The following is a 25,478-nucleotide window of genomic DNA, read 5'->3' as shown; positions in this document are numbered from 1 at the left end:
CGTCTACTCCAACTCCTTCAGAAGTTTCTCGAATTCGTAATCCCGATGGGCAGGTTGTGCCTTCCGGTTGAGATACGCTTCAAAGTTCGTTCCGAAGAGCGTAGTGGGACGAAGGAACATGCTCATCTTCGGATCCATGAGCCATTCTTCTGATTTATGATCAATCACAGTCTTAAAGTCTTCCAGACGATGACCTTCGGTCCATCTTGCTTTAATCAGTTCCTTCGTCTTTCTCGTTGTCGCTTTGTATTTCGATTCTGTTTTTTCGTTCAGGTAGTCGACAATGTCGACAAAAGGGATTTTATCTGTCGTAATCTCTGTAGTACTCTCTGGTATTGTTCCGTCAGAATGACCGTTTGAACCGTCAGATGATCGGGCTGTGTCTCCGTTATGGACGGCTGAATCTCCTTTTTGGCGATCCCCTGACAGACCAAGAGTCGTCATGTCGATCCGGTAATCCGCAAGGTAATACCCGATCTTCACAAGATCGTCCTGTATCTTCGCAAGCTTCACCCGGTACTGCCTCGTGTGATCCCACTTTTGATAGGGATTTTCGCGCTCTTCGAGCCACCCGGACGTAATGAGACTCTTAAGATACCTTCTCATGGCATTGCCGCTCACATTCATCAGCGTCTCTTCCGAGAGCTCTTCTGCTTTTTTAAAGATCCAGCCTTCCAGGCTCTGCCCGATCGCCTCATGGTTCCAACTCGCTTCCTCTTCAATAAACTTGTCAAAATCCTGCACATACTGTGACCAGTAAATCATCTGGTTCAGCACCATCGCCAGTTTGTAGTCACCGGTGAGTGCCAGAAGCTCCTCCCTTAACACCACTCTCTTCAGCTTCCTCATTTCCATCGCCTCCCGTATTTTCGTATCTTCATTTAATAAGTAAACGCGAGACGGGAAAAATGGGGTGGTCAAAATGTTTATACTGGGGGCTTTCTTTTTTTATTGGTTCTTTTCACAGGAATTCAGATGATAGAACTTGAAGTAAAGGTAATAGATTGATAAATTTCCCTAAAGAGTTTCTATAACTATAATTTCGGGTGGTTACATAAATGAGCCATAAACTAAAAGAAGGTAAGCTTCGGAATGCTTACCTGACAGATGAAGAGATTTGGAGGATTTTCTCCTCGTTTTTGTCTTCCAAGTCTGTTAAATCCTCTACATACAAATACGTTCTCATGAAATCGATGATTGAGAATCTTTATGAAGTTAATGAGAACCTCGAGCTCTCTTATGACCAGCTAGCATATACGTTTGCGAAGGTCTACTGGAATATGGTTGTGGTGCACGGGATTGAGAAGCATAACCCAGGTAGCCGGAATGCTGCGGCGGCTACCTGGGTTGTGATCGAAGAGCGGGAAACCTACTCGATACCGAATGACTACAGCTTCGATAAAATTGCTTCTTCCGTTCAGCTCCGGATGATAAAGAAAATTAAGCAGGCGATGAAGGTCAATGTATTCGGTGCTCTTTTTGGCGATACGAGAGGGAGCTTTTATGAGTTCAGTCACCGGACAGAGTACTTTCGGTTCGATCCAAACGTTTATTCGTTTATGCTCAACTATCAGCTTCTTCTCACCCAGCTCACAAACTTTCATATGGCCAAAAAGATTGAAGAACTGAACGGCCGTTCTGTGGATCACGTGATTATGAAGGTGGAAGACATCACAAAGCGCGGCAACCTCAAGCCTTTTGAGAGAGTGCTTCTTCATTATTTTGAACAGCGTTGCTTTTACTGTGAGAAGGACCTGAGCCGTGGGAAAAGGCAGATTCACGTGGATCACTTTGTCCCGTGGTCCTTCGTCCAGTCCGATCAGATATGGAATCTCGTTCTGGCTTGCAGTAAGTGTAATACATCGAAGAGGGACAAGCTCGCTAACGGCTTGTTTTTGGATAAAATCAAAGAACGGAATGATGAGCTGATTACGTTAAAAGAAGCGGACATTACCCCTCTTCTGGAAAGCTACCAGGAGGAAAAGATCCAGAAGATGTATGTGTATTCACAGAAGAACGGCTACGATCAGCTTTGGGCGCCATAATTTTTAGTAAAGAGTTTAGTAGTAAAAGTACTTGTTAATAACAAAGAGGAGCTGCAGCGCAAAGCCCGGCTCCTCTTTCCCTATATCTGCAAAAATTCAATAATGCTCTCTTTTACACAAAACCTAAATACTATTTTCGCAGGTTTTAGTTGATTCAACATCATTTACTTCCTGCTTTTCATGATTAATCAGCCACTTTTTACGGGCAGAGCCTCCTCCGTACCCGCCTGTTTCACCGCAGGCTCTGATGACTCTGTGACAGGGGATAACAATCGCAATCTGATTTGCACCATTTGCATTGGCAACCGCACGTATGGATAACGGTTTTCCAATTGCGGATGCCATTTCAGTATACGTCCGTGTTTGACCATGAGGGATCTCCCGCAGTTTTTTCCACACCTCTTCTTGAAAGGGGGTGCCCATTGTCTTAATGGTTGTTCTGAAATCAGTCAGGTGACCCTTAAAATAAAGATCCAATTCCCTTTCAATCGAAAGCGTATGTTTGGTTTTGCCTGGAATAACAGCTGACTTGGTTTTATGCCTCAGACGTTCTACCTCACGCTCCAACCCTTTGCGATCCACAAATTCCAGGAGATAAAGACCATCCTCACCTGCAATAATAATCATGGGACCGAGTCGTGTATCAAACCAGGAGACCTTTAAGATGTTCCTTTCTCCAGTTAACGAAGGGGCGTTTCCCATAATGCGGGAAAACGCATCTCTAAACCCGCTGCTGGATTCATACCCGGAGGACAACTGAGCTTCGATGACAGGTTTGCCCGATCGGATTTCTTTCATCGCAATGCCCATTCTTCTTGCACGGGCATATTCAACAAACGTCATACCAAACCTTCTTTTGAACTGACGCCGGGCGGTAGAGGGGTCAACAGATAATTCCTTGAAGTCCTTCTCTTTCCATCTTTTTTCCGGATTTTTTTCAACCGCTTCTACAAGCGTTCGAACAATCTCCGGAACATAGTTAGGGTGGGACAAGGGCCGGCATCTTCTGCAGGGACGAAACGAAGCGAGAAGAGTTTGCTGCGCCGTTAAGTAAAACTCACAGTTTTCAAATTTGGGCTTTCTTGCAGGGCAAGTCGGTCTGCAAAAAATGGATGTTGTTTTGACTCCTACGAAGAAAACGCCATCAAACTCTGTATTTTTTTCGAGTAACGCCTGATAGAATTCTTTTTTCCGCTGTAACGAAAGCACTTTACCACCAGCCTCCCCTTCATCCTTTGTTTGGTTCTCCTTCTATTATAGAGATCCATTTCAATCATGCAGCCGATATTCAGGCATTGATTTTTAAGTCTGAGTAATGATGGATAACCACTTATCACTAAGAAAGATGCCTGATAAAACGCTGAAAACAACACCTTTCAGTCCAATGAGCAATCCTTCTGCAAAGGTCAAATATTACCCGGCATTGGGAAACCCAATCGTTCTCATTGTCCCCTACACCTTAAACCGGCGGCTGGAAAAAAGCGGATTAATTGGACGTAGAACGAATAATCATCATCCCTTCTTGACAGAATACATGAGAATCTATTTGAAAGGTGGATGGGACCATGTATTTTTACAAAGAAGATTTAATCAATATGATTGTGCCGGACAAGCCGGACCCTCATGCGGCAAAAGTTCTTCAGGAAGCACTCGGGGGGCAATTCGGCGAAATGAGAACGATGATGCAATACTCATTTCAAAGTGCCAATTTCAGAGGGAAGGCTAAACAATATCGTGACCTGATCAGAGGCGTCTTTCTGGAAGAACTCAGCCACGTGGAACTCGTTCAGTCGACCATTAACCAGCTGTTAAATGAATCCGGTGGAGATCTGCCGGGAAACACGGCGGCTGATGGAGCTCCATTAGATGATGTCATCCAATCTGGAGCTAATCCTCATCATTATATTATTGGGGCCAAATCTTCCCTGCCCGTTGATGCTGGAGGCAATCCATGGAACGGATCGTGGGTATATGACCATGGAAATCTCGTAGCGAACCTCCTTAATAACGTTGTACTGGAATCCACCGGTGTTCTTCAGAAATCAAGGATCTATGAGATGAGCAGCAATAAAACACTTAGAGAAACAATTGCTTTCCTGATTGTAAGGGATAACGCACACCAGAATGCATTTGCTAAAGCGTTGGAGACACTCGGTGTTGATTGGGGGACGATATTCCCGATCCCGAATTATGATATAAACAAATACCCGGAATGCCGTAAATATGTCGAGATGGGCTTCCATAATGCCCAATTCAATTATCGCCTGGACGATACCCGGATCGGTGAGATCTTCCAGGGAACAACTCCAAGCAGAGATGGTGGAGAACTAGCTGTCACAGATCCCCCGCAGGGTCATCCTGTGCCTGAGATGCCTGACATGCCTAACGAACATGCTCCAGGCCTCAATGATCTCAATAATTAAGCAGCACAGAAGATTACAGCTGCGAGAATTAAGTTCTATATACAGCGGTTTGTTTTATCCTATCTTAATTTATAAATTGAAACAGACGCAGGGCTCACTGTGTCTGTTTTTATGCTTTTCCGGCTCACTTCCAAACTGGACCGGGAATTACATTCTTTTACCTCCATTTTCTTTGTTTAATCCCATGCCCCGTTGTATTGTTGAATCATAAATGCAATTGATTCGTATACCTATAGTAGAATTTAAAAATGCTTTATTGGAGGGCAGACTATGAATCATAACTGGTATATTTACATTATCTGTGTTGTTGTTTTTACTTTTGTTGGGCTTACCACTTTCGATAACATTGCCTCAGCACTGATATTGGGAATTGGCAGCGGCGGGATCTTCGGATGGGTGATATCATCTTTGTTCAAGAAAAAAACTTAGAAGTATTATAACGGATTGTGGCCGCTCATTAGCTATACAAGCAAACGTGTGCTCCCCACATTTTAGGTCGATAAGAAGAATGGACACAAATAAGAACTACTTAATCGAAGTCCCCGCTTCAGCTGATGTGGAACGATCTTCAGCAAAATAAATTAGCCTCGTGCATAAAAGCTCGAGACCATAGAAGAGTGCTGATTTTTTGACTGCTTCTCCTTATCAATCTGTGTCTTTCATTATCAGGTAGATTTTCTCTACAAGACCAGTGTGATGATCTTCTTTCCTTTTACCAGACCGGAGTGAGGTAATGATGATAAGCAGACGTTTGGCCGAGGACAAGCAATGAGATAATTGGAAATAGAGTAAAGAAGAGGTGCAGAGTATGAACAGACGGGACTATTTAGTACGAACGTTTTCCAGAACAAAACGTAAAGACTATGAAAACTACGTTTTAACAGCCATCTGGCACAAGCTTGATAACCTTAATATTTTACCGGCCAGTCAACAGTACATTAAAAGGGCAAATGGTTCATTTGCCTTGATGGATCTATACTTTCCACAATTGCATATCGGTGTGGAAGTGGATGAAGCGCACCACAAAAACCAAAAGCATATGGATGAGCTAAGGATGGATGACATCATTGCCTCGATTTCAGAGGAGGAGATTGATGATTTTCTTTGTTTAAGAGTGGACGTTACTCAATCTATTGAAGAAATTGACCAACAGATCCGGGAGGCAGTAACGATCATTCGGAAACGTGCCTCAACTATAGAGTTACACTGGTTAACTTATGAAGAACAACTGGTTGAACTGAAAGAAAAAGAAGTATTGAGCGTTTATGACGATGTCTCGTTTATGAACATTAAAGATATTGCCAATACCATTTTCGGTAAGCAGGCAAAGGGTTATCAGAGGAGCTGTTTCCGAATATATGAAAACACATGGCTCTGGTGTCCTAAGTTATCCATTGAGGTCGATGGCGTCAAAAAATCCGTTGCAAACGGCTGGATCAATACGTTAGCTTCCGACTGGTCTTACATAGATGAATCTCACGAATCAACTGAGATTGTGGAAGCGCGCAAAAACGGTTTCCAAAAAGAAGTGGAACAAAATCAGAAACGAGCTGTATTTGCAAAATACAAAGACAATCTTGGTCATAACAGATATCGCTTTATCGGGATTTTCAAATGCACCGGTCTGGCTCCCGGTGATTCGACGACTATTCGGTATGAGCGTATTGAAGAACAAGTTTCAATATTATAATATAGCCATACAAAAAAAGAGGATGACTTACCAGAACATAACCCTTCATGACAAAGTATCCAATTCTTAACGACTTTATAGGTAAGTTAGGTACTCATCGACCCGGCGTCCAATTATCGTTAAAAGATTGAATCCATACTTTAAGCGAAAGAAAGCTCGATATCTCGGCTAATCTGCAAGCTTTTTTGCATGAGGCTACTTTATTTTGCTGAATATTGATCCACACCTTTGCCTCCTTCCTTTTACCAGACCGGTGTGAGGTAGGTCTCCTTTAACTTGCACTATATAAGAACCTACGTTCGTCAACAACTCCCAAAAACCTCCTGATTACTGTTTTCCAGCCAGATACCCATTCAAACGACTGGATTAAGGTGATAAATTATCAATAAGCTGAAGTTTCTTAAACTGGATTGCGAAAGAAAGATTTTGGGGTTTGTCATTTGAGGATGGATCTCCGGCCGGACTCATGGCATTTATGAATCCGAAAGCTTGTTAATGAGAGGGAAAAATGAGGACTTCATTTTTCTAAAGACCGCACTTAAAGGGACGGTTAAATATCGAAACCCCGCCAGGAATGGCTTTCTGCAGATTCCTTCTTTCGTTGGTTGAAATAAAGAAACAGCACCCCGCGTCAGGGGCGCTGTTTCTTCACTTTCGTACCTATTTTAAGACGGCTTCCGTTTGAACCACTACTTTATCAATCGTACCTACTCCTTAGACAATTACAATGCAAAATGCATTAAAAAGGAGTATAAGATAAACTGGCACTAAACGAGAGTTGGGTGATATCAGCTGCTGAAGGATCAGTCTCCTGAAGCGTCCTCACACGAATACCAATACGATCACCCTCAGCGACTTCCAATGAATCAAGATTAATATTCGTTGCTGTACGGAAACCGTCAGGGTTACCAGGTGTAATGACGTTATTCGGAAATCCAAATCTAACTGAGCTGGTTAGGGGAGTTGTCAAGTATGGTGATGAACTATGATCAATCCCGTTATTAGGAACTGAAGGTGCACGGAATACTGTAAAATCATATTGAAGACCCAGAGTATTTATAGAAGTAACAGCAGCAACCAATAAATCTGCACTTACCTGTAAATTTTGAACGGTACCGGCAAAGGGAATTGGGAAAGCAAAACCACCGGCTTCTGGTGGACTGGTTGATTCTCCAGCAGCGTCAATAACTTGAACCGTACTACTGCCAAAACCCATTAATCTCGGAGCTGCTGAGACTACCGTAGGACCACTGAGGATGATACCTGTTGAAAATGGAATTATTCCTCCTCCTGGGATAATTATTCCCATGAACTCACCTCTTTCTAAATTTGATTTAATTTATCATATTAAAAGTCTGTTTGAATAGAACACCGAAGTACCCGTTCAACCCAAAAAAAGGAAAGAAAAGTAATACATTCGGTTTGTTATTTGTACAAACGATTCAATCAGGTCAGGTATTCTCCACAAGGCCTGGATGCTGATTTTTCGCAGTTTGCCTCTTCCCTTTTACCAGACCGGTGTAAGGTAGCGGCGGTAGGCAGACGTTTCGCCGAGGACAATCTGACTGTACAGTTGCTGGAGCCGGGCTGTTACCGGTCCGGTTGTGCCTGTTCCGACCGTGCGATGATCTGTTTTGACGACGGAAACGAGCTGGATGGCGGTGCCGGTAAAAAAAAGTTCGTCCGCTGCATAGAGTGCGGATTTCGGCAGGCTCCCGATATCCGTTTCCATACCCAGTTCTTTTTTGGCGATGGTGATCACCGTGTCCCTTGTAAGTCCTGGAAAAATGTCATCAGAGGCAGGGGGAGTGAAGAGCCGGTTGTTGTTGACGATGAAAAGGTTGCTCGTGCTCCCTTCGCTGATGTTGCCGTCGCGTGTGAGAAAAATGGCATCCTCTGCTCCGGCCAGCACAGCTTCTGAATAGGCGAGGGCGGAGTTCAAGTAGCCGGAGATTGATTTGATGAACGGCGGGATCGTATTGGAAGAAATCCGGAGCCAGGAGGACGTGAGGGTTGAAAGTTCGTTTAAGGAATAAATGCCGGGTTCAACAAGAGCGATAAAAATCCCGTAGTTGCCGTTCACCAATGATGGACGTAGCGAATCCTCGTCAATATAAGCAACCGGGCGAATGTAAATATTCCCCTTGATGTTATTCAGCTTCACCAGGTCAACAGTAATCTCACACAGATCTCCGACAGAGTAAGGCAAGCTGATGTATAGCGTGCGACATGCATCAAGAAAACGGGAATAATGATCCGCAAGGCGAAACAAATACAGCTGCTCATGCTCATCGTTCCAGTACCCTCTGATGCCCTCGATCACACCGAGACCGTAATTAAGGGCTTTATTTTTCACACCGACAACCGCTGTGCCGGCAGGTATGAATTCTCCGTTCATAAAGGTATACTCCACGGCCGCCTCTCCCCCGATTCCGAATTAACGTTCTTCTTACATATATAGAAGAAACAATACAATCTCATGCAAAATCACTGGTTATGGTCTCAGAGAAGTTATTTCATAAATTGCTGAAAATAGGAGCCATTTGCTTTTGAAACCACTCCTCCCTTTTCCAGGGATTTTTTTTGCTTTAGTATAAAAAAATAAAGTATGTTCGAATCTTGTAATACCATAGGGAATTCGTTATGATTAATAAAAACTTTTGGGAGAGGAAAAATAATGACACCTGCCAAGGATGTTTTGCTAGACCAATTACTTGCAAATGCGAATGATACCAGTTGGTATTTTTCTTTTGAATAAGCTGCTAATGGAATTACAGAAGAAGCACATTGGAAACCCTCCTCAAAAAGTCATAGCATATTTGTAATCGTACAGCACCTTCTTTACTGGAATAAAACTTGGCAAAAAAGGTTTGAGCAATCTGATGTAAATGGAGTAAAAAGTATTGGAGATAACAAGGAAAGCTTCACTATAACAGATAGTACCAATTTTGTAGATTTGAAGGTTGAATTAATGGATACACTCCTGTATTGGCAAATTTCCAGTGAACAAAAACTAGACTTTAAAGCTAAAGGATTTCCTGTTGAAGCAGAATGGTGGGCCCTTATTGCTAACAAAGCGACTCATAATGCTTATCACATCGGGCAAATTGTATACTTGAGAAAATTGTATAAAGAAATGGCTTAATGATTGCATGTGTATTCACAGTAAAACGGTTACATTTAGCTTTGGTACCTTAATTTTTAAAATAAAAGAAGTAATTTTCATATAGAAAGAGGAGCTGCAGCGTCAAGCACAGCTCCTCTTTCTCGATATCTGCGAAAATTCAATAAGGCTCTCTTTTACACAAAAGCTACATACTATTTTCGCAGGTTTCATTTGATTCAAGATAAGTTACTCCTTGTTTTTCATGATTTATCAGCCACTTTTTACGGGCAGTTCCTCCTCCGTACCCGCCTGTTTCACCGCAGGCTCTGATGACTCTGTGACAAGGGATAACAATCGCAATCTGATTTGCACCATTGGCATTGGCAACCGCACGTATGGATAACGGTTTTCCAATTGCGGATGCCATTTCAGTATACGTCCTTGTTTGACCATGAGGGATCTCCCGCAGTTTTTTCCACACCTCTTCTTGAAAGGGGGTGCCGATTGTCTTAATGGTTGTTCTGAAATCAGTCAGGTGACCCTTAAAATAAAGATCCAATTCCCTTTCAATCGAAAGCGTATGTTTGGTTTTGCCTGGAATAACAGCTGACTTGGTTTTATGCCTCAGACGTTCTACCTCACGCTCCAACCCTTTGCGGTCCACAAATTCCAGGAGATAAAGACCATCCTCACCTGCAATAATAATCATGGGACCGAGTCGTGTATCAAACCAGGAGACCTTTAAGATGTTCCTTTCTCCAGTTAACGAAGGGGCGTTTCCCATAATGCGGGAAAACGCATCTCTAAACCCGCTGCTGGATTCATACCCGGAGGACAACTGAGCTTCGATGACAGGTTTGCCCGCTCGGATTTCTTTCATAGCAATGCCCATTCTTCTTGCGCGGGCATATTCAACAAACGTCATACCAAACCTTTTTTTGAACTGACGCCGGGCGGTAGAGGGGTCAACAGATAATTCCTTGAAGTCCTTTTCTTTCCATCTTTTTTCCGGATTCTTTTCAACCGCTTCTACAAGCGTTTGAACTATCTCCGGAACATGGTTAGGGTGGGACAAGGGCCGGCATCTTCTGCAGGGACGAAACGAAGCGAGAAGCGCTTGCTGCGCCGTTAAGTAAAACTCGCAGTTTTCGAATTTAGGCTTTCTTGCAGGGCATGTCGGTCTGCAAAAAACAGACGTTGTTTTGACTCCTACGAAGAAAACACCATCAAATTCTGTATTTTTTTCGAGAAACGCTTGATAGAATTCCTCTTTACGATGTAACGAAATCACTTTACCACCAGCCTCCACTTCTTACTTTGTTTGGTTCTCCTTCTATTATAGAGATCCATTTCAATCATGCAGCCGATATTCAGGCATTGATTTTTAAGTCTACTCCTTTAAGCTTTAATCCCATGTAAAAAGTAAAGGTAGTGTTACAATATCCGATTCTTCATACTAATAAAAATACGTGAAATAAACCCTTTATCCTTTATTATATAAACGGATAATCTGTACTCTTCCAACAAAAAACAAGGCGGTAACATCTGATTTCATCATAAAAAGTATTAAAGAGGTTGAAAAAGAAACCCATAAAATACCCCTTCCAAAGCAGTCCTGTGGGCAGAGTTGGTTTCGAAAGGAACGGTTAATTTGCAGGAAAATGAAAACAAAAAAGCTGCCCACTTTAGCAGCTTCTTTCTTTACAGCTTTTCCTTTTTGGGGGGAAGTGTTAACGGCGGCCTAACTACCCGGCTTATTAACTACTCCGTTTAAATATAAGTCATAAAACTGCCTTATAAATTCTTTCAAATTATCCTCTTTAGTATAATAAGGCGAACCTTGGAGTGAACGGATCATGGCATGTCGCATAGCAAGTGTGTACTGAATTAAAAAGTCTGTGTCAATATCAACCCTGATGAGCCCGTCAACCTTAGCCATACGCATCAATTCCTGATACTTGGGCAAGCGTATCTCTTTTACCCATTGTGTATAAAGCGTAACCATCTCCGGATAGTCTTCCCTCAGTTCTTCTATGAAGCCTGATTGAAAGAACTCTTCATACTCATCCATGTCAAAGACACTCATAAAAGATTCATAGGTGAGTTTATGGCGTTTTCCACTCTCCACAACAGTCTCCAGCTTTTTAAAATTTGTTTCAAAGACTTTTTCAAGAACGTGTTTAATAATGTCTTGCTTGTCTGCAAAATATTTATAAAATGTCGCTTTACTTACTTTCGCCTCACGCGTTATTTCTTCTACCGTTATAGAACGAACCCCTTTACTGAGAAATAATTTCTCAGCGGTAAATAAGATCACTTCAAGCTTTTTTGATTTCCGATTGGAATCCTTTAACATTTTCCGGCAACCTCCCGCTATTTTCCACCAAAAGCTGTCTTCATATCAGCTATAAATTCACTTCAATGCTTTTGATATTATTCAAGGCATGAACTGCTTATATAATATCATGTGACCGAAGCCAGAAAAACGAGATAGTAAAACCAATGAAGGAACTGATACTCAGGAACAGAAAAGTAAAGGTAAAATGATTAATACCCGCCGGTTCAGATGAACCTAGTGACAGGAAAACGGTCAAGACTGGAATGCCAATTCCTCCCCCTAAATTTCTTGCTAACTGAATAACCCCTCCTGCTACAGCCTGCTCATTTTCACCTGCTGCGTTTTGAGCAGAGGTAATAATTGACAGTGAAAGTATACCGATTCCCAGTCCGATGAATAGGATAATTAATGCCGCCCAACTATTAACCATACCTGATACGTTCATCACAAAAAAAATTACTAACCCTGCATTAACAAGAATCCAACCGGATAAAATTGCAGTTCTATCAGTAGTTTTTTTCATTATCATCCCGCCAATAAGGGACCCTCCCCCTACACCGACCATAAGAGGTATCAGAAGTACACCCGGATTTGTTTGCAAGGGTCCCTCCAACACACTTACTGCAAAAAGAGGGAGAATAGCAATTATTCCATACATCACCATACCGCCCAGACAGGCATTTATTAAAGAGAGACTAAACAATCGTTTTGAAATCAGCCTCTTTGGAATGATAGGGGCAGGGTGCTTTCTTTCATGCTGTATAAACCAAAATGCGGTCACAAAACTGGAAACAAAAAACACAAAAGTTAATAGACTCCATCCTGTATGGCCTAATCGTGTCAACCCCTGTACCGTCGCAATTACAGAGATCCCCAATAACAAAGCTCCCAAAAAATCAAAACTTTTTAATGCGCTGCCCTGCTTTTGTATCCGTTCTCCTGAGTGCCGCGACAAGTAAATAAGGAGGAGGGAGAGGAGACATACCGGCACGATGATGTAAAAAGCCCATTCCCAGCTGTATAATCGAGCAACTCCCCCTCCAACCAAAGGACCAGCTATGTTTGCAGTCATCTGTGTAATACCGTATAAAGCCAGGGCTTTACCGCGATTACTTCTGGTAAAAAGTGTGCTTATTAAAGCAATGGCAGCAGGGGCAACCGCCCCTGCACCCACTCCCTGAATCACTCTGCCGGCAATTAACGTTTCAATGGACTCAGCCATACCACAAAACAAAGTCCCGGCTGTAAAAACCATAAGACCAATAGAAAACAATTGCTTGTGACCATAAATATCAGCCATTTTTGAGAAGAATGGGATGGTCACTGTAGATATAATTAGAAAACTACTGAAGACCCACCCATATAAATGAAGTCCACCTAATTCTTCAGTAATACTCGGAAGGATAGTAGCAATAACTGTTTGCATCATCATGTTCGCAGCAGTGCCAATAAGGACTCCTATATAAGCAGTAATGATAAACTTACGCATGGTTTGCTTCTTCAAGCAATAAAACCTTCCCTGAACTTCCGTTAATCATTACTTTATCACCGGTCTTTAATTTTTCACTTACTCGTTCAATACCGCTTACGGCCGGAAGTCCGTATTCTCTCGCTACAATCCCACCGTGTGAGGCTGTACCACCCGTTTCCATAATTAAAGCACCAGCTGTAAGAAATAAAGGAGTCCAGCTGGGGTCGGTACTGTGTGTAACAAGGATTTCTCCTTCTTTTAACTTAGCGTTTGCAGGATCATGAATGACCCGGACAGTACCTGTGTATTCACCAGATGAGATAGGAACGCCATGCAGCCCGTCTTCGTTGCTTGAATCAACACTTTCATACAAACATTCGCCTGTATTGGTCATAAACCGGGGAACGGTTTTTATTTTCTTTTGCTTGTAAAAGGTCTTCTTGCGCTCTTCAATAAGTTCGTATAGAGGGACTGACAGACCTCTCACTTCAGACCGCTCCAAATAAAACACGTCGTTTACTTCTTTAATAAATCCATTGTTTACTAACTCCTCGCCGGCCTCCTGCAGGATTTGACGGATCAGGGCAAATGAGCGAATTAAATCAAATTTCGGTCTTTCACGCAAGCCCAGGGTTTTACGCATATAGAGGCAGTCTTTTTCAATTTGTCTCGCAGCGCGGGCGCCTTTTTTCTCCTTCACTTTCGTAACAATCGAAGAGATTGCCTTGTCAGCATTATCATTATGTTTGTTTAGTTTGGCATGAAGAGATTCTGTATCCATTTCCATATATGACTCAAGCAGGTTCATAATATAGTCCGGTTTTTCTCTCCAATTTGGATTTCCCACATCCAGCTCCACATTCGACCGGTGACCGTAACTTTCTAAAAAATGCATAATAAAAGGGTGTGTAACACTGAGTTTCTCATTCTTCATTTTGAGTTCATAAGCAATTTCCATGAGCCGGTAACCCATTGCGGAGGTAGGGCTGTTTGGAAGACCCTGAATAACCGGTGCCATATAGTCATCACTTCCAAGCCATTCCCATAAACGTTTTCTTGCTCTTTGATCCGCTTTAAATCCCGGAAGAAAGTAGGCACACTGATGAAGAATTACCTTCATCGCACTCTCCATAATCGTATCAATGAGCTCTATCTTTTCAGCTGGGGTCTGGCATTTCAAAGCTTTTTCATTCATTGTTTTCAAATGATTTTCTGCGAGCGTAATACACCGTCTTTCTGCATGTTGAGGCTGGATAAACGCTCCTGCTGTTCTTAACGCAAATCGGCTTGCTACAAGGAGGGATTTTGGAGGAAAAGGAAGTTTACTCCTTTTTGAAGTGAGCTCACCTTTATTTCTTTCTACAAATTCCGTCAGAACTTTTCCTGCAACCGGGTCTTTATCACTAATGTTTTCAGCTATTTTCTCAGCACGCTTAGGGCTCCTTATGAGTTCGGTAAAATCCCAGTAAACCCTGCCCGCTGCGGTCTTAAACCCTCTTGGTCGTTTCTCTACTTTAATACCCACTGTTTTTAGAGCTGCCCACATTTCCAACCGTTGAATCTCTAATCCCATTGGGGTGAATGGTTCACTGATGCCTTGAGCTACACGCGTAAAGGAAAAGTAAAAACGAAGTCCATACTTCTTCGGATCGTCATTTTTAACCGGCATAGGATGAAGACCGGTTACAGGTCTGGCTTGAACAATTTGTGCCGCACCCTGGCCGATGACCCATTCTGTGTCCATTGGCTGTTTGTAATACCTGTCAACAGCTTGAGCCATTTCAAATAATTGCTTTAGCTCCTTGTGGTTTAGACTTTCCTTCCGCTGAAGTAATTCCGGTACAGCTGTTTTCACATTTCTGCCGTTTGACCTTATCATCTGGGTTTCTTTTTTTTCAATTACAGACGAGATTAATTCCCCTGTCTTTTTATCCAATACGAACTGGTCAGGGGTGACTATGCCCGAAACTACCGCCTCTCCCATTCCCCAAGAAGAGTTAATATACAGTTGATCGCGCCGGTTGTTCATAGGATTGACTGTAAACATCACTCCTGCACTATCACTGTTAACCATTGCTTGTACAACGACAGCAAGAGACAGCACCTTATATTCTTGTGGCACATCATGCATCATTCTGTATGAGATAGCCCGGGCATTCCATAGGGACGCCCAGCATTTTTTTACAGATAACATAAGCTTCTCTTCCCCGGTTACATTTAAATAGCTATTGTGTTGACCTGCAAAAGACATATCCGGTAAGTCTTCTGCTGTTGCGGAGGATCGAACGGCTACAAATGGGACACCCAATCCGTTATATGCCTCAACAATTTGGGAACGTACCGCTTCGGGAATGAACGCCTGATTTATGAGAAGTTTAATTTTATATGACACTTCTTCCAATGCATTCATGTCATCAGCAGAAACCCCTTTAAGCATAGCGGCAATCCTGTCCCCTAATTGGTTTTCTTCAATAAACTGATCGTAGGCCTTCGTTGTTACGATGAACCCGTCCGGGACAGCTAACCCTCCCTGAGTCATCTGTACCAGGTTCATCCCCTTCCCTCCAACATCATTCAAACTTACCTTTTGTGTCGTGGAAAAATGAGTAATCATTTACTTCACCCCGCTTTTATATTCACCATTACTAAACGACTTTATATAAAAACGTTTATTTTGTAAAGGATTTTTCTTCTTACGAGCATTATTTTGTCTTTATTTGAACTAAAATAAATAATTTCGTACATTTTTATTAAGGTTTTCAATCTAACGATTAATAAAAAGAGCGAGAATTATACGTCTCGGGCTTCAACACTTACAACTTGCGATATCTTTTTAACGCATAGATATTCAGTACAATAAAAACGATCGAAAACAAAGCTAAAACGTACAGACTTCCACTCACATCAGTCAGGCTGAATCCTTTATACATGACTCCCCTCAGAGCATCGGCACCATAATAAAGAGGCATAACTTTCCCCAGGGCCTGCAGCCAGTCTGCCATACCTTCAAGCGGAATAATTCCCGAGAAAAAGATCTGGGGAATAACGGCAATAGGGATAAACTGTACCATCTGAAACTCCGAAGCTGCAAAGGTGGATAATAGTGTTCCTAATGAAAGTGCAACCAACGCAAGTAATAAATTAATAAAAACAACATGCCATAAAGAACCAACAAGTACTATATCCAGTACTAACACCGAATATAAAACAACGATAACCGTCTGGATAATGGCAAATATTCCGTACCCGATCAAATAAGCAGTAACCACCTCTCCCCGGCGAATCGGTGTCGACAGTAACCGTTCAAGCGTGCCGGAGGTTCTTTCTTTTAATAATCCTATCCCTGAAATTAGAAAGACAAAAAAGAATACAAAGAAACCAATTAAGACAGGACTTAATATATCAAAGAAATCTGAACTTTCACTTCCATATACGTAGTCTTTTGAAATAGTCGTGTCAACATCTGCCTCTGTACCCGTTCTTTCCATAAGTTCCTGCTGGGCTTGTAAGGACATTGCCTGTTTAACTTTCATTTGTAAAGCTTGTGAGGCAGATGGATCGCTATTTTCTAATACAAGTTCAGGGGTACCCGCACCCATAATAAGCATCCCGTCAAGACCTTCCGAAACAATCAAACTTTCAACATCGGATACTTCTTCGAACGTTTCTACAGTGATTTCGGACTCTTCCAATACGGTAACGATACGTTCATCTAAACCAAGGCCTCCTAAACGAGGGTCTCTATCTTCACTGTTAAATAAAAAATACATAAGAGACAAAATCAGCAGCGGTGCGACAATCAGAAGTGCTAACGTTCTTTTATCACGGACCATCTCCTGACAAATTCTTTTAACCATGGCTTGTATTCTCATTGTTTGCTCCTTCCGGCATTTAAAAAGACCTCATCAATATTTTGGGCATGATATAAGTCTTTTAATTCAGATGGAGTGCCGTTTGCTAATATACTTCCGTTTCTGATCAGGGCGATAAAGTCACACCTCTCTGCTTCATCCATTACATGTGTGGTTACAATAATGGTTTTTCCTTCTTCTTTTTTCAGGCGCAGCAATTCGTTCCATATGCTTAACCGCAGTTCGGGGTCAATTCCTACAGTAGGTTCATCCAATATAAGGATTTGGGGGTCCTGCAGTAATGAAATGGCAAGAGATAACCTTCGTTTCATCCCTCCAGAATAAGCCGCCACTTTTTTATCTAAATCATCAGTTAAATTTACCAGTCCTGCAGCGTAGGATATTCGGTCCTTTTGTTGTTTTTTTGTAAGTTTAAAAAGGCTCGCAAAAAAAGCGAGATTCTCCTTTCCTGTGAGCTGCAAATACAATGCGTCTGATTGAGCCATATATCCTACATCCTGCAATACCGGAAGACTGGGCATTTTAGACCCGAGTACATAAACCTCCCCATCATCAACGAGCTCCATCCCTGCGATTAATTTTATCAGTGTCGTTTTCCCTGCTCCGGAGGGTCCTATAAAGCCATATATTTGACCTTTCTCTACACTCAGACTTACCTCATCGAGTACTTTCGTTTTCCCGTACCCCTTTTGGATGTGATTTACTTTAATTACACTCACCTGTAATCCCCCCTTTAAATAAGGTTCATGAGTTTTAATCGATAACCTGTTGATTAACTCACTCACTGTTCATTATAATAACCAAATACAGGAATACAATAATCAATAAATAAAGATTTGTTCAGTAAACAACAGAAACGGTCGAAGTGTCTTTTAACTAACGGATTTCTTACCGTTTTTTTGAATGGGGATGATAACATGACAGAAAAAATGGATCGAAGAAAAGTACGGACTCAAAAACTCATACGGCAATCCGTGATGAAGCTGATTGAGGAAAAAGGAGTTAAGAATATCACCGTAAGTGATATTACTGCATATGCGGATATTAACCGAGGAACCTTTTATTTGCATTTTAGGGATGTGAATGACTTATTAGAGCAGTACCAAAAGGAGTTTCTTGTGGAGATAAAGGCAAAAGTAAAAGACATAGATATCTTTGAATTTATAAAGCACAGAGAAAGTAAAACTGCTTATCCGGTTATAATTACTGTCCTTGAAACGATCGCAAAACATGCTGATTTATTAAAGGTACTCTTAGGTCCTAATGGCGATCCTGCCTTCTCAATCAAATTAAAAGAGTTTGTAAAGGCCAGGATCTTAGATAAATTAACTTCTTCCAATTTCAAAGAAAATAACATGGTGGTACCTTCCGAATATTTAGCAACATTTATTGCTTCTGCACACCTTGGAATCATTCATCACTGGATTGACACCGGGATGAGACAAACGCCGGAAGAAATAGCATCTATCATCACACATATTGCCGTCCAAGGTCCATTAGCTACTCTGCGATTTGAGAAGTAAAGTATAAAGATTGACTCTAGGGAGAATAGCAGAAGGTTTTAAAGTATAAGTTGTCTATGAAACAATGACACGTGAACAAAAGTAATAAGAGAAGTAAATTCAAGAGAAGATAGGAAAAAGCAGCTGCGGTGCGGCTGTTTTTTTTCTTGCAAGGACCGAATAATCATCAGACTCTTTTATGCTTTTCCGGTTCACTTCCTAACTGGACTGGGGTTTACCTTCTTTTATCTCCATTTTCTTTTGTTTAATCCCCGGCACCGTTTATTGTTGAATCATAAATACAATTGATTCGTATACCTATATTAGAATTTAAAAACGCTTTATTGGAGATCAAACCATGAATCACAATTGGCATATTTACATTTTTTGTATTGCCGTTTTCACTTTCGTTGGGCTTACAACATTCGATAACCTTGCTTCAAAACTTATATTGGGAATTGGTAGCGGCGGGATCTTCGGATGGGTTATATCATCCTTGTTTAAGAATAAAACGGAGAGGCATTAAAACGGCTTGTGTTGGCAAACTCATTACGCTCAGAGAGGCAGTGGCATTTACCCGGTTCAATATTTCTGAAGGTGAACAAAGTAATAACGGACGCCGGGACCCAGGAAAAATCCTGAAAAAGTAGTAGACAGCAATTCCTAAAATTAATTAGTCGTCTTATATAGATGTATCTCACAAATCGGCTGAAATTGTGGAAGTGCAGAAAAACGTATTTCAAAAAGAAGTAGATCAGAAACGAGCTGTTTTTGCGAAGTACAAAGATAATCTCGGTAATAACAGATATCGATTTATCGGTATTTTCAAATGCTCGGGACTTGCTGCTGTTGATTCGACGAGTATTCGGTATCAACGTATTGAAAAACAAATTTCAATTCTATAATATAGCCGCACTTTATTCAGATAATAGAGAAGTCATGACAAAGTACCAATTCTTAACGACTTTTTTGGTAAGTTTTTATTTAGATGAAGTGTATTCACAGAAAAAAGCTGGAACTCTTCCAGCCTTTTTTCTATTCTATTACCTCCCTCAAAAACACCTTCTCCTTAAACGATCCTCTCTTCTCCGCCTTCTCCCTTCGTACAACTTCGAGCTGGTCGACCGTGCTGTTGTGCTGTTCCGCGAGGCAGTAGATGAGCTCCAGGAGATCGGCCAGTTCCTCCACGGCTTCATCGTCATTTTTGGATGCCAGGTATTCGCCCAGTTCCTCTTTCATTTTTTCTTTTGCACAGGACAGGTACTGTTCATCAGTCAGGGTTTCCCAGACGGCTTTTTTACCGGTGTGTGCGATCACTTCCGGGATCCGGTCTCGGACGAGTTTGTTGTAGACAGGCATAGGGGCACGCTCCTCATATGTAAATATCATCCACTTCCATCATAGCAGAAGCAGCTTCTTCCGAGTTATTTCTCTGTAGGTTTAAGTACGTGAAAGAGAGGAGGGAGCCACCTGAATGAATGCCGTATACCTCCCTGATTTTCCAGTAATTGCGAATAATTATAAGGAAAGTGTTCACTCTACACTTTATAAGGAAAAAATCAAAAGAACGGAGAGATCGTCTATGTCCTATACTGATCCTTTTGATAAAACAGCCACTAGAAAACCGGAACATTATAACCTTGATGAACTGTTTGTAAAACCACTCATCCACCGCGATATTAAGGGGGACAAGGTGTATCAGGCTTTGGACCTCGACCGTATTTGGAATGAGCCAAAATAGAAATGAATCAGGTTTGGGAGCGGCTATTACAGGACAGCTTCTCCTTGAAATACAGCAGGTCAACTCAGACCTGTCCGGACAGAATCGGCAAGTAAAAGCAGCGTCATTTCTGACGCTGCTTTCTTTGTCTTTCTTCCTGGTCTGCCATCCCCCTTTTAATCAGGAAAAGGAACAGTCTCCTGGATCCTTGACTAATGAGTAAAGCGCCCGTAATCCGGTACAGCCACATCCTTAAAATGAGCAAGAAGAGATTCAAGCTCTTCTTTCAGCGTTGGTCCGCCCAGGGGAGGTCCGTGACCTGTAACAGCCACATTGGGATTTACATCAACAAGCTTTTTTAAGGAGAGATAGGAAGCGTCCCAGTCTGTCGTGAAGTATCTTGGAGGTCCGCTCACTTCCCCTTTTTGGCTCATCACCTGGTACAGAGAGTCCTGCCTCACCGTTACAAAGGCATCTCCTGCAATCAATAGTCCGTCTTCTTTTCTGAAAAAAGACACATGACCGGGCGTATGGCCTGGGGTATGAATCCATGAGAAGCCTTCTAAAAACGGCACCTCTCCGTTTTCAGGCAATGGCTTGACATGGTCTCCAAGCTGAATGGCTTCGTTTGGGAAGAAACGGGAGATTTTTGCGACCATTCCCCCTTCTACAGAGGAATCCGGCTCGGGGTAATCTTTTTCTCCTGTTAAGAAGGGCAGCTCCAGTTCATGAGCAAAGACAGGTATATTCCACTTCCTTACAAGATCAACGACTGTTCCCACGTGGTCAAAATGGCCATGCGTTAAAAGAATAGCCATTGGTTTTGACCCTGTTCCATACCGCTTCTCTATAACCGAGATCACCTTTTCGGCGGATTTTGGCATGCCCGTGTCAACCAGCACACAGCCACCCCCGGCTTCCACGATGATCACATTGACAATCTGGTCCACGTAACACAGCACACCGTTCGTTACCTCCAAAAGATCACCGTTTTTAACAGAGATGGCTGGAATGAATTTGTAATCATCTCCATACGTCATTTCGTTTTTCATTTAGCACCTCCATACGTTTACCCGCTTATCATTTGCCTCCCTTCCCATTTTATGTAACGTATCCAAAAATCACTCCGTAACGCAAACTCCTTGGACCTAGAAGAAATTCACTTATATTGTCATATATGTCAGTATTTATTCCAGATCTACTGAGAATGAAATAGACATTCCTTCCTAACTTGAAATTTTTTTCTAAGATAGGTTTAGTCAGGAAGCTAAGTTGGCAAAGGGATGACCACAAGCTTCAAAAAAAGCTTAAAAAACGTTTAGGAGGAGATTCAGATGGCACAAAACCAATCCAACAACTCAAACCAAACCATGAGTCGTGAAGAGGCTGCCAAAAAAGGCGGCGAAGCAAACGCAAGACAGCATGATTCCGAGCACTTTGCAGAGATTGGTGAAAAGGGCGGAAGAAACTCTTCAGGAAATCAATATACAACGAGCAGCAGCAGTTCCAGCACCAATAATTCCAACAATAACAACTCCAACAGCAGTAACAATTCAGGCAGCCAAAACAGCAGCTCAAGCGGAACCATGAGCCGTGAAGAAGCCGGAAGAAAAGGCGGCGAACAGACAAGCAAAAATAAAGATAAAGAGTTTTACCAGGAAATCGAGCAAAAAGGCGGCAAGAATTCAGGCACCCAGAATTCAAATAACAGCAATTAATGATTGCTGTCAGAAGAGGTGGCAGGCATGACTAAAAACACCAAACAAGATGAGCATTCTCCCGAACAAAGAGAAAAAGAAAAGAGTAAAGAGAAGGATTTTGAACCCCAACCAGAACAAAAAGGGAAAAGAAGATAACCCAGATGATCACGAGTGATCAATGGAACCCGGCCAGTGCGGCCGGTTTTTTTATGTGTGACAGAGGACAATGCGGTCTTATAATAAAGATGATTGAGGACGATTGTGCGGGGGATGCAGGCAGATTCATCGGGGCACGGTCATTTTATGTAAAAAATAATCCATTATTATAACAGTAAAAGCGGGCCGTCTTTCCACGTTATTCCCCTGGAGGTTTGTGCTCGTGCAGAAGCGGAAGTCCCCCTGATGCGTCATTCCAGGGAAAACCCTCCTTGGTTCAGACAGACATCCCACTGCCAATGGGTGTATGGAGACAGGTGCAATGGGCGCTTGCGGTATTCATGTTGCCATGGCTTTCGCAGATGAACCTGTATATACAAATGCCGAAATGGGAGTAATCAGGTGAACCAGTTTTTATGGTGAAATGGTAATCCGTGCTATTCTTGTTAGTACTTAGTAATTGGAAGGTCTTGGAATGTATAAACCTTAGTCATTTTTCAATACTATTAACTGTGCTTAATCAAGAGTTGAGCATTCAGGGTTCAGGGAGGCAGATATATGTATGTAGTACTTTTACTCTCAGCACTTGCTCTGGTGGTGGCAATCGTCTGGATGACACTCTCCAGACCAAAACCAGCACCTGCCAAAGTGCCGGTAAACCCAAGACAATACAAGGAGGAATTTGCAATGGAACGTGAAACGAAGGAAATTAAGGAAGAAAAGGCAAGAGCACAGCGTTTGTCTAACGCCGAAATCGAGAAAGTGGTGGACAAAGAAATCGGACAAGAACTGGCTCCTCTTAAACAACAGTTGGAGTCCATCCAGTCTACACTTAACCAGTATCAAGCTGGACAACAACAACAAAAGCAAAACGGTTCTTCTAACCCGATGCAGGAGATGTCTTCAGAGCTTTCCTCCCAGCTTCAGCAATTTTCGAATCAAGCTCAGCAACAACAGCAGCAAACGTTTCAACAGTTACAGCAATCGCTGCAACAAGCTACGCAAACACTTCAGGATGTCGGGCAATCACTCCAGTCTTTTAATGTGTTAAACCAAATCAATGAGCAGATGCAACAGTCTAAAGACCAGCTCCAGCAGCAAAACCAGGGTCAGCAGCAAAACCAGGGTCAGCAGACTTCTGCACAAGCTGCAACGGAGCAGCAAAAGAACCAGCATTAATTCATCTGCCGGGGAGAATACACTTCTCCCCGTCCCCTTACCAGTCATGTTGGGCTCAGGATACGCTTGAGCCTCTTTGCTATTTCTTCGAACCTCACAGACTCCGCTCGTAAAGTCATCAGGAATGTCATCGGATGTTATGATTTTTTGTTATTTCTCCTTAATCGGGATCCAGATTTCACTTTTCTTGCTTGCCAGTATTTCCGGACCTTGTGCCAATTCGCAGGATGATGAAGGCAGCCATTCAGAATAAATCCGCTGCCAGTGGTCTTCAACTTCCTCCCAGGCTCCTTCTGCTTCAAAAACGGCCCACGTCAAAGCAGGTACGTCTAATACTGAATCGTTACCTGACGGCGCTTGAGTCACAGCTGCCCCGATATATTGATCAAAGGCTGTCTTTCCTTCCGCGCTTTCTGAATAATTGGCCGTCACATGAATGACACCCCGGGGCTCGCTGGTTGAGCTGGACTCCAATTCTTTCATCTTTTCATCACTAATAGAAGACATCATGTGTTCGTAATCAGGTGTGAGCAGACCATTGACCATGTCTACTTCATATTTTATCCCCGCCACTTTAAACGCTTCTTTTTCAACAATACGGTACTTCATTTCCGTTCCCCCTGTAATCGTTAATTGAAAGGTCATTCTTGGATATGCCTTTAGATTTTGCTCTGTATTCCGGGCTGCGGAAGGAGTAACGCCATGATAGTTTTGAAAGACACGTGTAAAAGCATCCGGAGACTGATACCCATATTTAAGTGCCACATCAATCACTTTTACATGTGAATCCTTCAGATCCAATGCTGCCAATGTCAAACGCCTTCTGCGAATATACTCTGTTATCGTAATACCGGACAAAAGCGAAAAAAGACGTTTAAAATGATATTCTGAGCACAGTGCAATCTTTGCCACTTCTTTTAAATCAATGTGTTCTCCCAGATTCTCTTCGATGTAACTCAATGCGTCGTTCATTCCCTTTAACATATCCATGAGCCTGCCTCCCTTCCATTCAAATAATAAAGGATGAAGCGGCATCCTACCCGACTTTTTGTGCTCCGTTCAGTCGGAAAGTGTACCGGCTTATAACTTTACCAGCTACTTTACTTACTTTATACTGTAATTGACAAATGAGGTGATTATTATGAAAACTATGATGTTTTTGAATAACGTAGCTGAATTAGAGATGAAGCGATGTGATAAACAGAAATGAAGGAGGCAAGATAATCTTGGCTGACAAACTCTTTGAAGACCAAAGACTCGCCGATGTTTATGATTTTTTTGATTCGGCCGAACGTCCGGATCTTGACCCGTATATCAAACTGGCAGAAGACTTAAATGCCCGGACCGTCATTGACCTTGGTTGTGGTACCGGCAACCTTGCGTGCAAACTGGCCGCACGTGGGAAGGAAGTCATTGGCGTCGATCCTGCAGCTGCTTCTCTTCATGTAGCGAAACGAAAAGCTTACGCAGACAAGGTGAAGTGGGTTAACGGAACCATCGCCAGACTCCCTGATGATGTGAAAGCGGATCTCATTACGGTAACAGGAAATGCCGCCCAAGTCTTCCTGACTGAAGAGGAGTGGCTTTCCACCCTCAGAAAGTGCCGCAGTCACCTGGTTCCGGGAGGCCGGCTCGTTTTCGAAGTCCGCAACCCTGAAAAAGAAGCGTGGAAGAAATGGCATCGGGAGTATTCCTACGACGTGATCGAAGTACCCGAAAAGGGGAAAATTGAGACGTGGATTGACCTTCTCGATGTCCAATTCCCTCTCGTTACCTTTCGCCATACCTTTGTGTTTCACAACGATGATGCGGTACTCACTTCAGAATCGACATTGAGGTTTCGCACAAAGACAGAGATTATGGATTCTTTGTCCGAGGCAAACCTGGTTGTGGAGGATGTTCGGGATGCACCGGACCGTCCCGGTTTGGAATTCGTCTTTATCGCACGTAATCCGGATTAAACAAAGCAGGGCTGCTTTCTCTGGAAAGCGGTCCTGCTTTATTTTCCGTAACAAAAAGAATCAGGATGAAAGGAAATCCTTAAATACGATGCTTCATCAACCCTTTTTTCCTTTCAATAAATACACCAGCATACCTGTGAGCATGCCTCCTAGCAATCCAAATCCAGGACCGGCAATTTGAATAAATCCAATTTCTCCCGTCATTCCAATTGAACTTAATACCGAGCCCGTTAATAAACCAAAGATCATTCCGTATACCATATAAGTTTCCAGTTTAGGCTTCTTTTCACCTTCCTGGTCAGACATGTCTCTCCC

23 protein-coding genes and 2 pseudogenes are annotated in these 25,478 nt (G+C 42.4%); 11 read left to right on the top strand and 14 right to left on the bottom strand.

Going from position 1 to position 25,478, the window contains the following annotated elements; translation table 11 throughout:
* Nucleotides 1-3: 3 nt before the first annotated feature.
* Nucleotides 4-849: a conserved phage C-terminal domain-containing protein gene (locus tag EBO34_RS17205; RefSeq protein ID WP_249414142.1), complete on the bottom strand. Its 846-nt coding sequence runs from the start codon at nt 847-849 to the stop codon at nt 4-6.
* A gap of 209 nt (nt 850-1,058) precedes the next feature.
* On the opposite strand from EBO34_RS17205, the gene EBO34_RS17200 reads away from it, so the two are divergent.
* Nucleotides 1,059-2,045, top strand: a complete 987-nt coding sequence (locus EBO34_RS17200; protein ID WP_122900874.1) for an HNH endonuclease domain-containing protein — start codon at nt 1,059-1,061, stop codon at nt 2,043-2,045.
* 123 nt (nt 2,046-2,168) lie between these two features.
* On the opposite strand, the gene EBO34_RS17195 is transcribed toward EBO34_RS17200, so the two are convergent.
* Entirely contained in the window at nt 2,169-3,254 is a 1,086-nt protein-coding gene (locus EBO34_RS17195; RefSeq protein WP_122900872.1) for a bifunctional transcriptional activator/DNA repair enzyme AdaA, read from the bottom strand.
* 356 nt (nt 3,255-3,610) lie between these two features.
* Between EBO34_RS17195 and EBO34_RS17190 the strand changes: the two genes are divergently transcribed.
* The 3 genes from EBO34_RS17190 (at nt 3,611) to EBO34_RS17185 (ending at nt 6,158) form a co-directional block, all read left to right on the top strand.
* Nucleotides 3,611-4,468 (top strand): manganese catalase family protein, encoded by an 858-nt coding sequence (locus EBO34_RS17190; protein WP_122900870.1) that lies wholly within the window; start codon nt 3,611-3,613, stop codon nt 4,466-4,468.
* Between the two features lie 270 nt (nt 4,469-4,738).
* A complete protein-coding gene (locus EBO34_RS20790) occupies nt 4,739-4,897 on the top strand; it encodes a hypothetical protein (protein ID WP_183163932.1) in 159 nt (52 codons plus the stop codon).
* A 379-nt stretch (nt 4,898-5,276) separates the two neighbouring features.
* Nucleotides 5,277-6,158 carry an AbaSI family restriction endonuclease gene (locus EBO34_RS17185; RefSeq protein ID WP_122900868.1) on the top strand — a complete coding sequence of 294 codons (882 nt, stop codon included), beginning with the start codon at nt 5,277-5,279 and terminating at the stop codon, nt 6,156-6,158.
* A 739-nt stretch (nt 6,159-6,897) separates the two neighbouring features.
* Here the strand turns inward: EBO34_RS17185 and EBO34_RS17180 are convergent.
* Entirely contained in the window at nt 6,898-7,467 is a 570-nt protein-coding gene (locus tag EBO34_RS17180; protein WP_122900866.1) for a hypothetical protein, read from the bottom strand.
* A 198-nt stretch (nt 7,468-7,665) separates the two neighbouring features.
* On the bottom strand, nt 7,666-8,571 hold the full coding sequence (locus EBO34_RS17175; RefSeq protein ID WP_249414141.1) for a branched-chain amino acid transaminase: 906 nt from the start codon (nt 8,569-8,571) through the stop codon (nt 7,666-7,668).
* A 264-nt stretch (nt 8,572-8,835) separates the two neighbouring features.
* Here EBO34_RS17175 and EBO34_RS20990 point away from each other — a divergent pair.
* Nucleotides 8,836-9,303 (top strand): annotated as a pseudogene (locus tag EBO34_RS20990) (DinB family protein).
* 166 nt (nt 9,304-9,469) lie between these two features.
* Here the strand turns inward: EBO34_RS20990 and EBO34_RS17165 are convergent.
* From EBO34_RS17165 to EBO34_RS17140, 6 genes are all read right to left on the bottom strand, one after another.
* On the bottom strand, nt 9,470-10,555 hold the full coding sequence (locus EBO34_RS17165) for a bifunctional transcriptional activator/DNA repair enzyme AdaA (RefSeq protein WP_122900862.1): 1,086 nt from the start codon (nt 10,553-10,555) through the stop codon (nt 9,470-9,472).
* Nucleotides 10,556-11,005: 450 nt separating this feature from the next.
* A complete protein-coding gene (locus EBO34_RS17160; protein ID WP_122900860.1) occupies nt 11,006-11,620 on the bottom strand; it encodes a TetR/AcrR family transcriptional regulator in 615 nt (204 codons plus the stop codon).
* Between the two features lie 97 nt (nt 11,621-11,717).
* Nucleotides 11,718-13,106 carry an MFS transporter gene (locus EBO34_RS17155; protein WP_142996806.1) on the bottom strand — a complete coding sequence of 463 codons (1,389 nt, stop codon included), beginning with the start codon at nt 13,104-13,106 and terminating at the stop codon, nt 11,718-11,720.
* Nucleotides 13,084-15,687, bottom strand: a complete 2,604-nt coding sequence (locus EBO34_RS17150) for a PEP/pyruvate-binding domain-containing protein (protein WP_122900855.1) — start codon at nt 15,685-15,687, stop codon at nt 13,084-13,086. The genes EBO34_RS17155 and EBO34_RS17150 overlap by 23 nt, the downstream gene beginning before the upstream one ends.
* A 199-nt stretch (nt 15,688-15,886) precedes the next feature.
* The gene (locus tag EBO34_RS17145; RefSeq protein WP_122900853.1) at nt 15,887-16,945 is read right to left on the bottom strand and encodes an ABC transporter permease; all 1,059 of its coding nucleotides are present in this window, start codon (nt 16,943-16,945) and stop codon (nt 15,887-15,889) included.
* On the bottom strand, nt 16,942-17,664 hold the full coding sequence (locus EBO34_RS17140) for an ABC transporter ATP-binding protein (protein WP_249414139.1): 723 nt from the start codon (nt 17,662-17,664) through the stop codon (nt 16,942-16,944). The genes EBO34_RS17145 and EBO34_RS17140 overlap by 4 nt, the downstream gene beginning before the upstream one ends.
* 198 nt (nt 17,665-17,862) lie before the next feature.
* Between EBO34_RS17140 and EBO34_RS17135 the strand changes: the two genes are divergently transcribed.
* Together EBO34_RS17135 and EBO34_RS21250 are read left to right on the top strand one after the other, a co-directional pair.
* Nucleotides 17,863-18,468, top strand: a complete 606-nt coding sequence (locus EBO34_RS17135; protein WP_122900852.1) for a TetR/AcrR family transcriptional regulator — start codon at nt 17,863-17,865, stop codon at nt 18,466-18,468.
* Between the two features lie 665 nt (nt 18,469-19,133).
* Nucleotides 19,134-19,352, top strand: coding sequence for a hypothetical protein (locus tag EBO34_RS21250; protein ID WP_429699527.1), 219 nt, complete (start codon nt 19,134-19,136; stop codon nt 19,350-19,352).
* A 130-nt stretch (nt 19,353-19,482) separates the two neighbouring features.
* Here EBO34_RS21250 and EBO34_RS17130 read toward each other — a convergent pair whose 3' ends face one another.
* Complete coding sequence (locus EBO34_RS17130; RefSeq protein WP_122900850.1) at nt 19,483-19,806, bottom strand: nucleoside triphosphate pyrophosphohydrolase; 324 nt, start codon at nt 19,804-19,806, stop codon at nt 19,483-19,485.
* Nucleotides 19,807-20,029: 223 nt separating this feature from the next.
* Here EBO34_RS17130 and EBO34_RS20780 point away from each other — a divergent pair, with 223 nt between their 5' ends.
* Nucleotides 20,030-20,188 carry a hypothetical protein gene (locus tag EBO34_RS20780; protein ID WP_183163930.1) on the top strand — a complete coding sequence of 53 codons (159 nt, stop codon included), beginning with the start codon at nt 20,030-20,032 and terminating at the stop codon, nt 20,186-20,188.
* 191 nt (nt 20,189-20,379) lie between these two features.
* Here the strand turns inward: EBO34_RS20780 and EBO34_RS17120 are convergent, their stop codons facing one another.
* The gene (locus EBO34_RS17120) at nt 20,380-21,219 is read right to left on the bottom strand and encodes an MBL fold metallo-hydrolase (RefSeq protein ID WP_122900846.1); all 840 of its coding nucleotides are present in this window, start codon (nt 21,217-21,219) and stop codon (nt 20,380-20,382) included.
* Nucleotides 21,220-21,753: 534 nt separating this feature from the next.
* Here EBO34_RS17120 and gsiB point away from each other — a divergent pair.
* Nucleotides 21,754-21,849, top strand: a pseudogene (gene gsiB / locus EBO34_RS20860) (glucose starvation-inducible protein GsiB); the annotation flags it as partial.
* A gap of 732 nt (nt 21,850-22,581) precedes the next feature.
* Nucleotides 22,582-23,202: a hypothetical protein gene (locus EBO34_RS17110; RefSeq protein ID WP_122900841.1), complete on the top strand. Its 621-nt coding sequence runs from the start codon at nt 22,582-22,584 to the stop codon at nt 23,200-23,202.
* Nucleotides 23,203-23,352: 150 nt separating this feature from the next.
* On the opposite strand, the gene EBO34_RS17105 is transcribed toward EBO34_RS17110, so the two are convergent.
* Nucleotides 23,353-24,192: an AraC family transcriptional regulator gene (locus EBO34_RS17105; protein WP_122900839.1), complete on the bottom strand. Its 840-nt coding sequence runs from the start codon at nt 24,190-24,192 to the stop codon at nt 23,353-23,355.
* Nucleotides 24,193-24,428: 236 nt separating this feature from the next.
* On the opposite strand from EBO34_RS17105, the gene EBO34_RS17100 reads away from it, so the two are divergent.
* The gene (locus tag EBO34_RS17100; protein WP_122900837.1) at nt 24,429-25,163 is read left to right on the top strand and encodes a class I SAM-dependent methyltransferase; all 735 of its coding nucleotides are present in this window, start codon (nt 24,429-24,431) and stop codon (nt 25,161-25,163) included.
* Between the two features lie 96 nt (nt 25,164-25,259).
* On the opposite strand, the gene EBO34_RS17095 is transcribed toward EBO34_RS17100, so the two are convergent.
* The gene (locus EBO34_RS17095) at nt 25,260-25,469 is read right to left on the bottom strand and encodes a hypothetical protein (RefSeq protein ID WP_122900835.1); all 210 of its coding nucleotides are present in this window, start codon (nt 25,467-25,469) and stop codon (nt 25,260-25,262) included.
* Nucleotides 25,470-25,478 lie beyond the last annotated feature (9 nt).

Origin of the sequence: Alteribacter keqinensis (genome assembly GCF_003710255.1) — a bacterium.
In the GTDB taxonomy this organism is placed as follows: Bacteria; Bacillota; Bacilli; order Bacillales; family Salisediminibacteriaceae; genus Alteribacter; species Alteribacter keqinensis.
This window is presented reverse-complemented; position numbering and strand designations above follow the sequence as displayed.

Bases quoted from the DNA above. Each gene is read 5' to 3' on its own strand.
- EBO34_RS17095 (WP_122900835.1), bottom strand. From the start codon at position 25,469: ATGTCTGACCAGGAAGGTGAAAAGAAGCCTAAACTGGAAACTTATATG.
- EBO34_RS20790 (WP_183163932.1), top strand. From the start codon at position 4,739: ATGAATCATAACTGGTATATTTACATTATCTGTGTTGTTGTTTTTACT.
- EBO34_RS17190 (WP_122900870.1), top strand. From the start codon at position 3,611: ATGTATTTTTACAAAGAAGATTTAATCAATATGATTGTGCCGGACAAG.
- EBO34_RS17150 (WP_122900855.1), bottom strand. From the start codon at position 15,687: ATGATTACTCATTTTTCCACGACACAAAAGGTAAGTTTGAATGATGTT.
- EBO34_RS17105 (WP_122900839.1), bottom strand. From the start codon at position 24,192: ATGGATATGTTAAAGGGAATGAACGACGCATTGAGTTACATCGAAGAG.
- EBO34_RS17120 (WP_122900846.1), bottom strand. From the start codon at position 21,219: ATGAAAAACGAAATGACGTATGGAGATGATTACAAATTCATTCCAGCC.
- EBO34_RS17160 (WP_122900860.1), bottom strand. From the start codon at position 11,620: ATGTTAAAGGATTCCAATCGGAAATCAAAAAAGCTTGAAGTGATCTTA.
- EBO34_RS17185 (WP_122900868.1), top strand. From the start codon at position 5,277: ATGAACAGACGGGACTATTTAGTACGAACGTTTTCCAGAACAAAACGT.
- EBO34_RS17180 (WP_122900866.1), bottom strand. From the start codon at position 7,467: ATGGGAATAATTATCCCAGGAGGAGGAATAATTCCATTTTCAACAGGT.
- EBO34_RS17135 (WP_122900852.1), top strand. From the start codon at position 17,863: ATGACAGAAAAAATGGATCGAAGAAAAGTACGGACTCAAAAACTCATA.
- EBO34_RS17130 (WP_122900850.1), bottom strand. From the start codon at position 19,806: ATGCCTGTCTACAACAAACTCGTCCGAGACCGGATCCCGGAAGTGATC.
- EBO34_RS17200 (WP_122900874.1), top strand. From the start codon at position 1,059: ATGAGCCATAAACTAAAAGAAGGTAAGCTTCGGAATGCTTACCTGACA.
- EBO34_RS20780 (WP_183163930.1), top strand. From the start codon at position 20,030: ATGTCCTATACTGATCCTTTTGATAAAACAGCCACTAGAAAACCGGAA.
- EBO34_RS17145 (WP_122900853.1), bottom strand. From the start codon at position 16,945: ATGAGAATACAAGCCATGGTTAAAAGAATTTGTCAGGAGATGGTCCGT.
- EBO34_RS17205 (WP_249414142.1), bottom strand. From the start codon at position 849: ATGAGGAAGCTGAAGAGAGTGGTGTTAAGGGAGGAGCTTCTGGCACTC.
- EBO34_RS17110 (WP_122900841.1), top strand. From the start codon at position 22,582: ATGTATGTAGTACTTTTACTCTCAGCACTTGCTCTGGTGGTGGCAATC.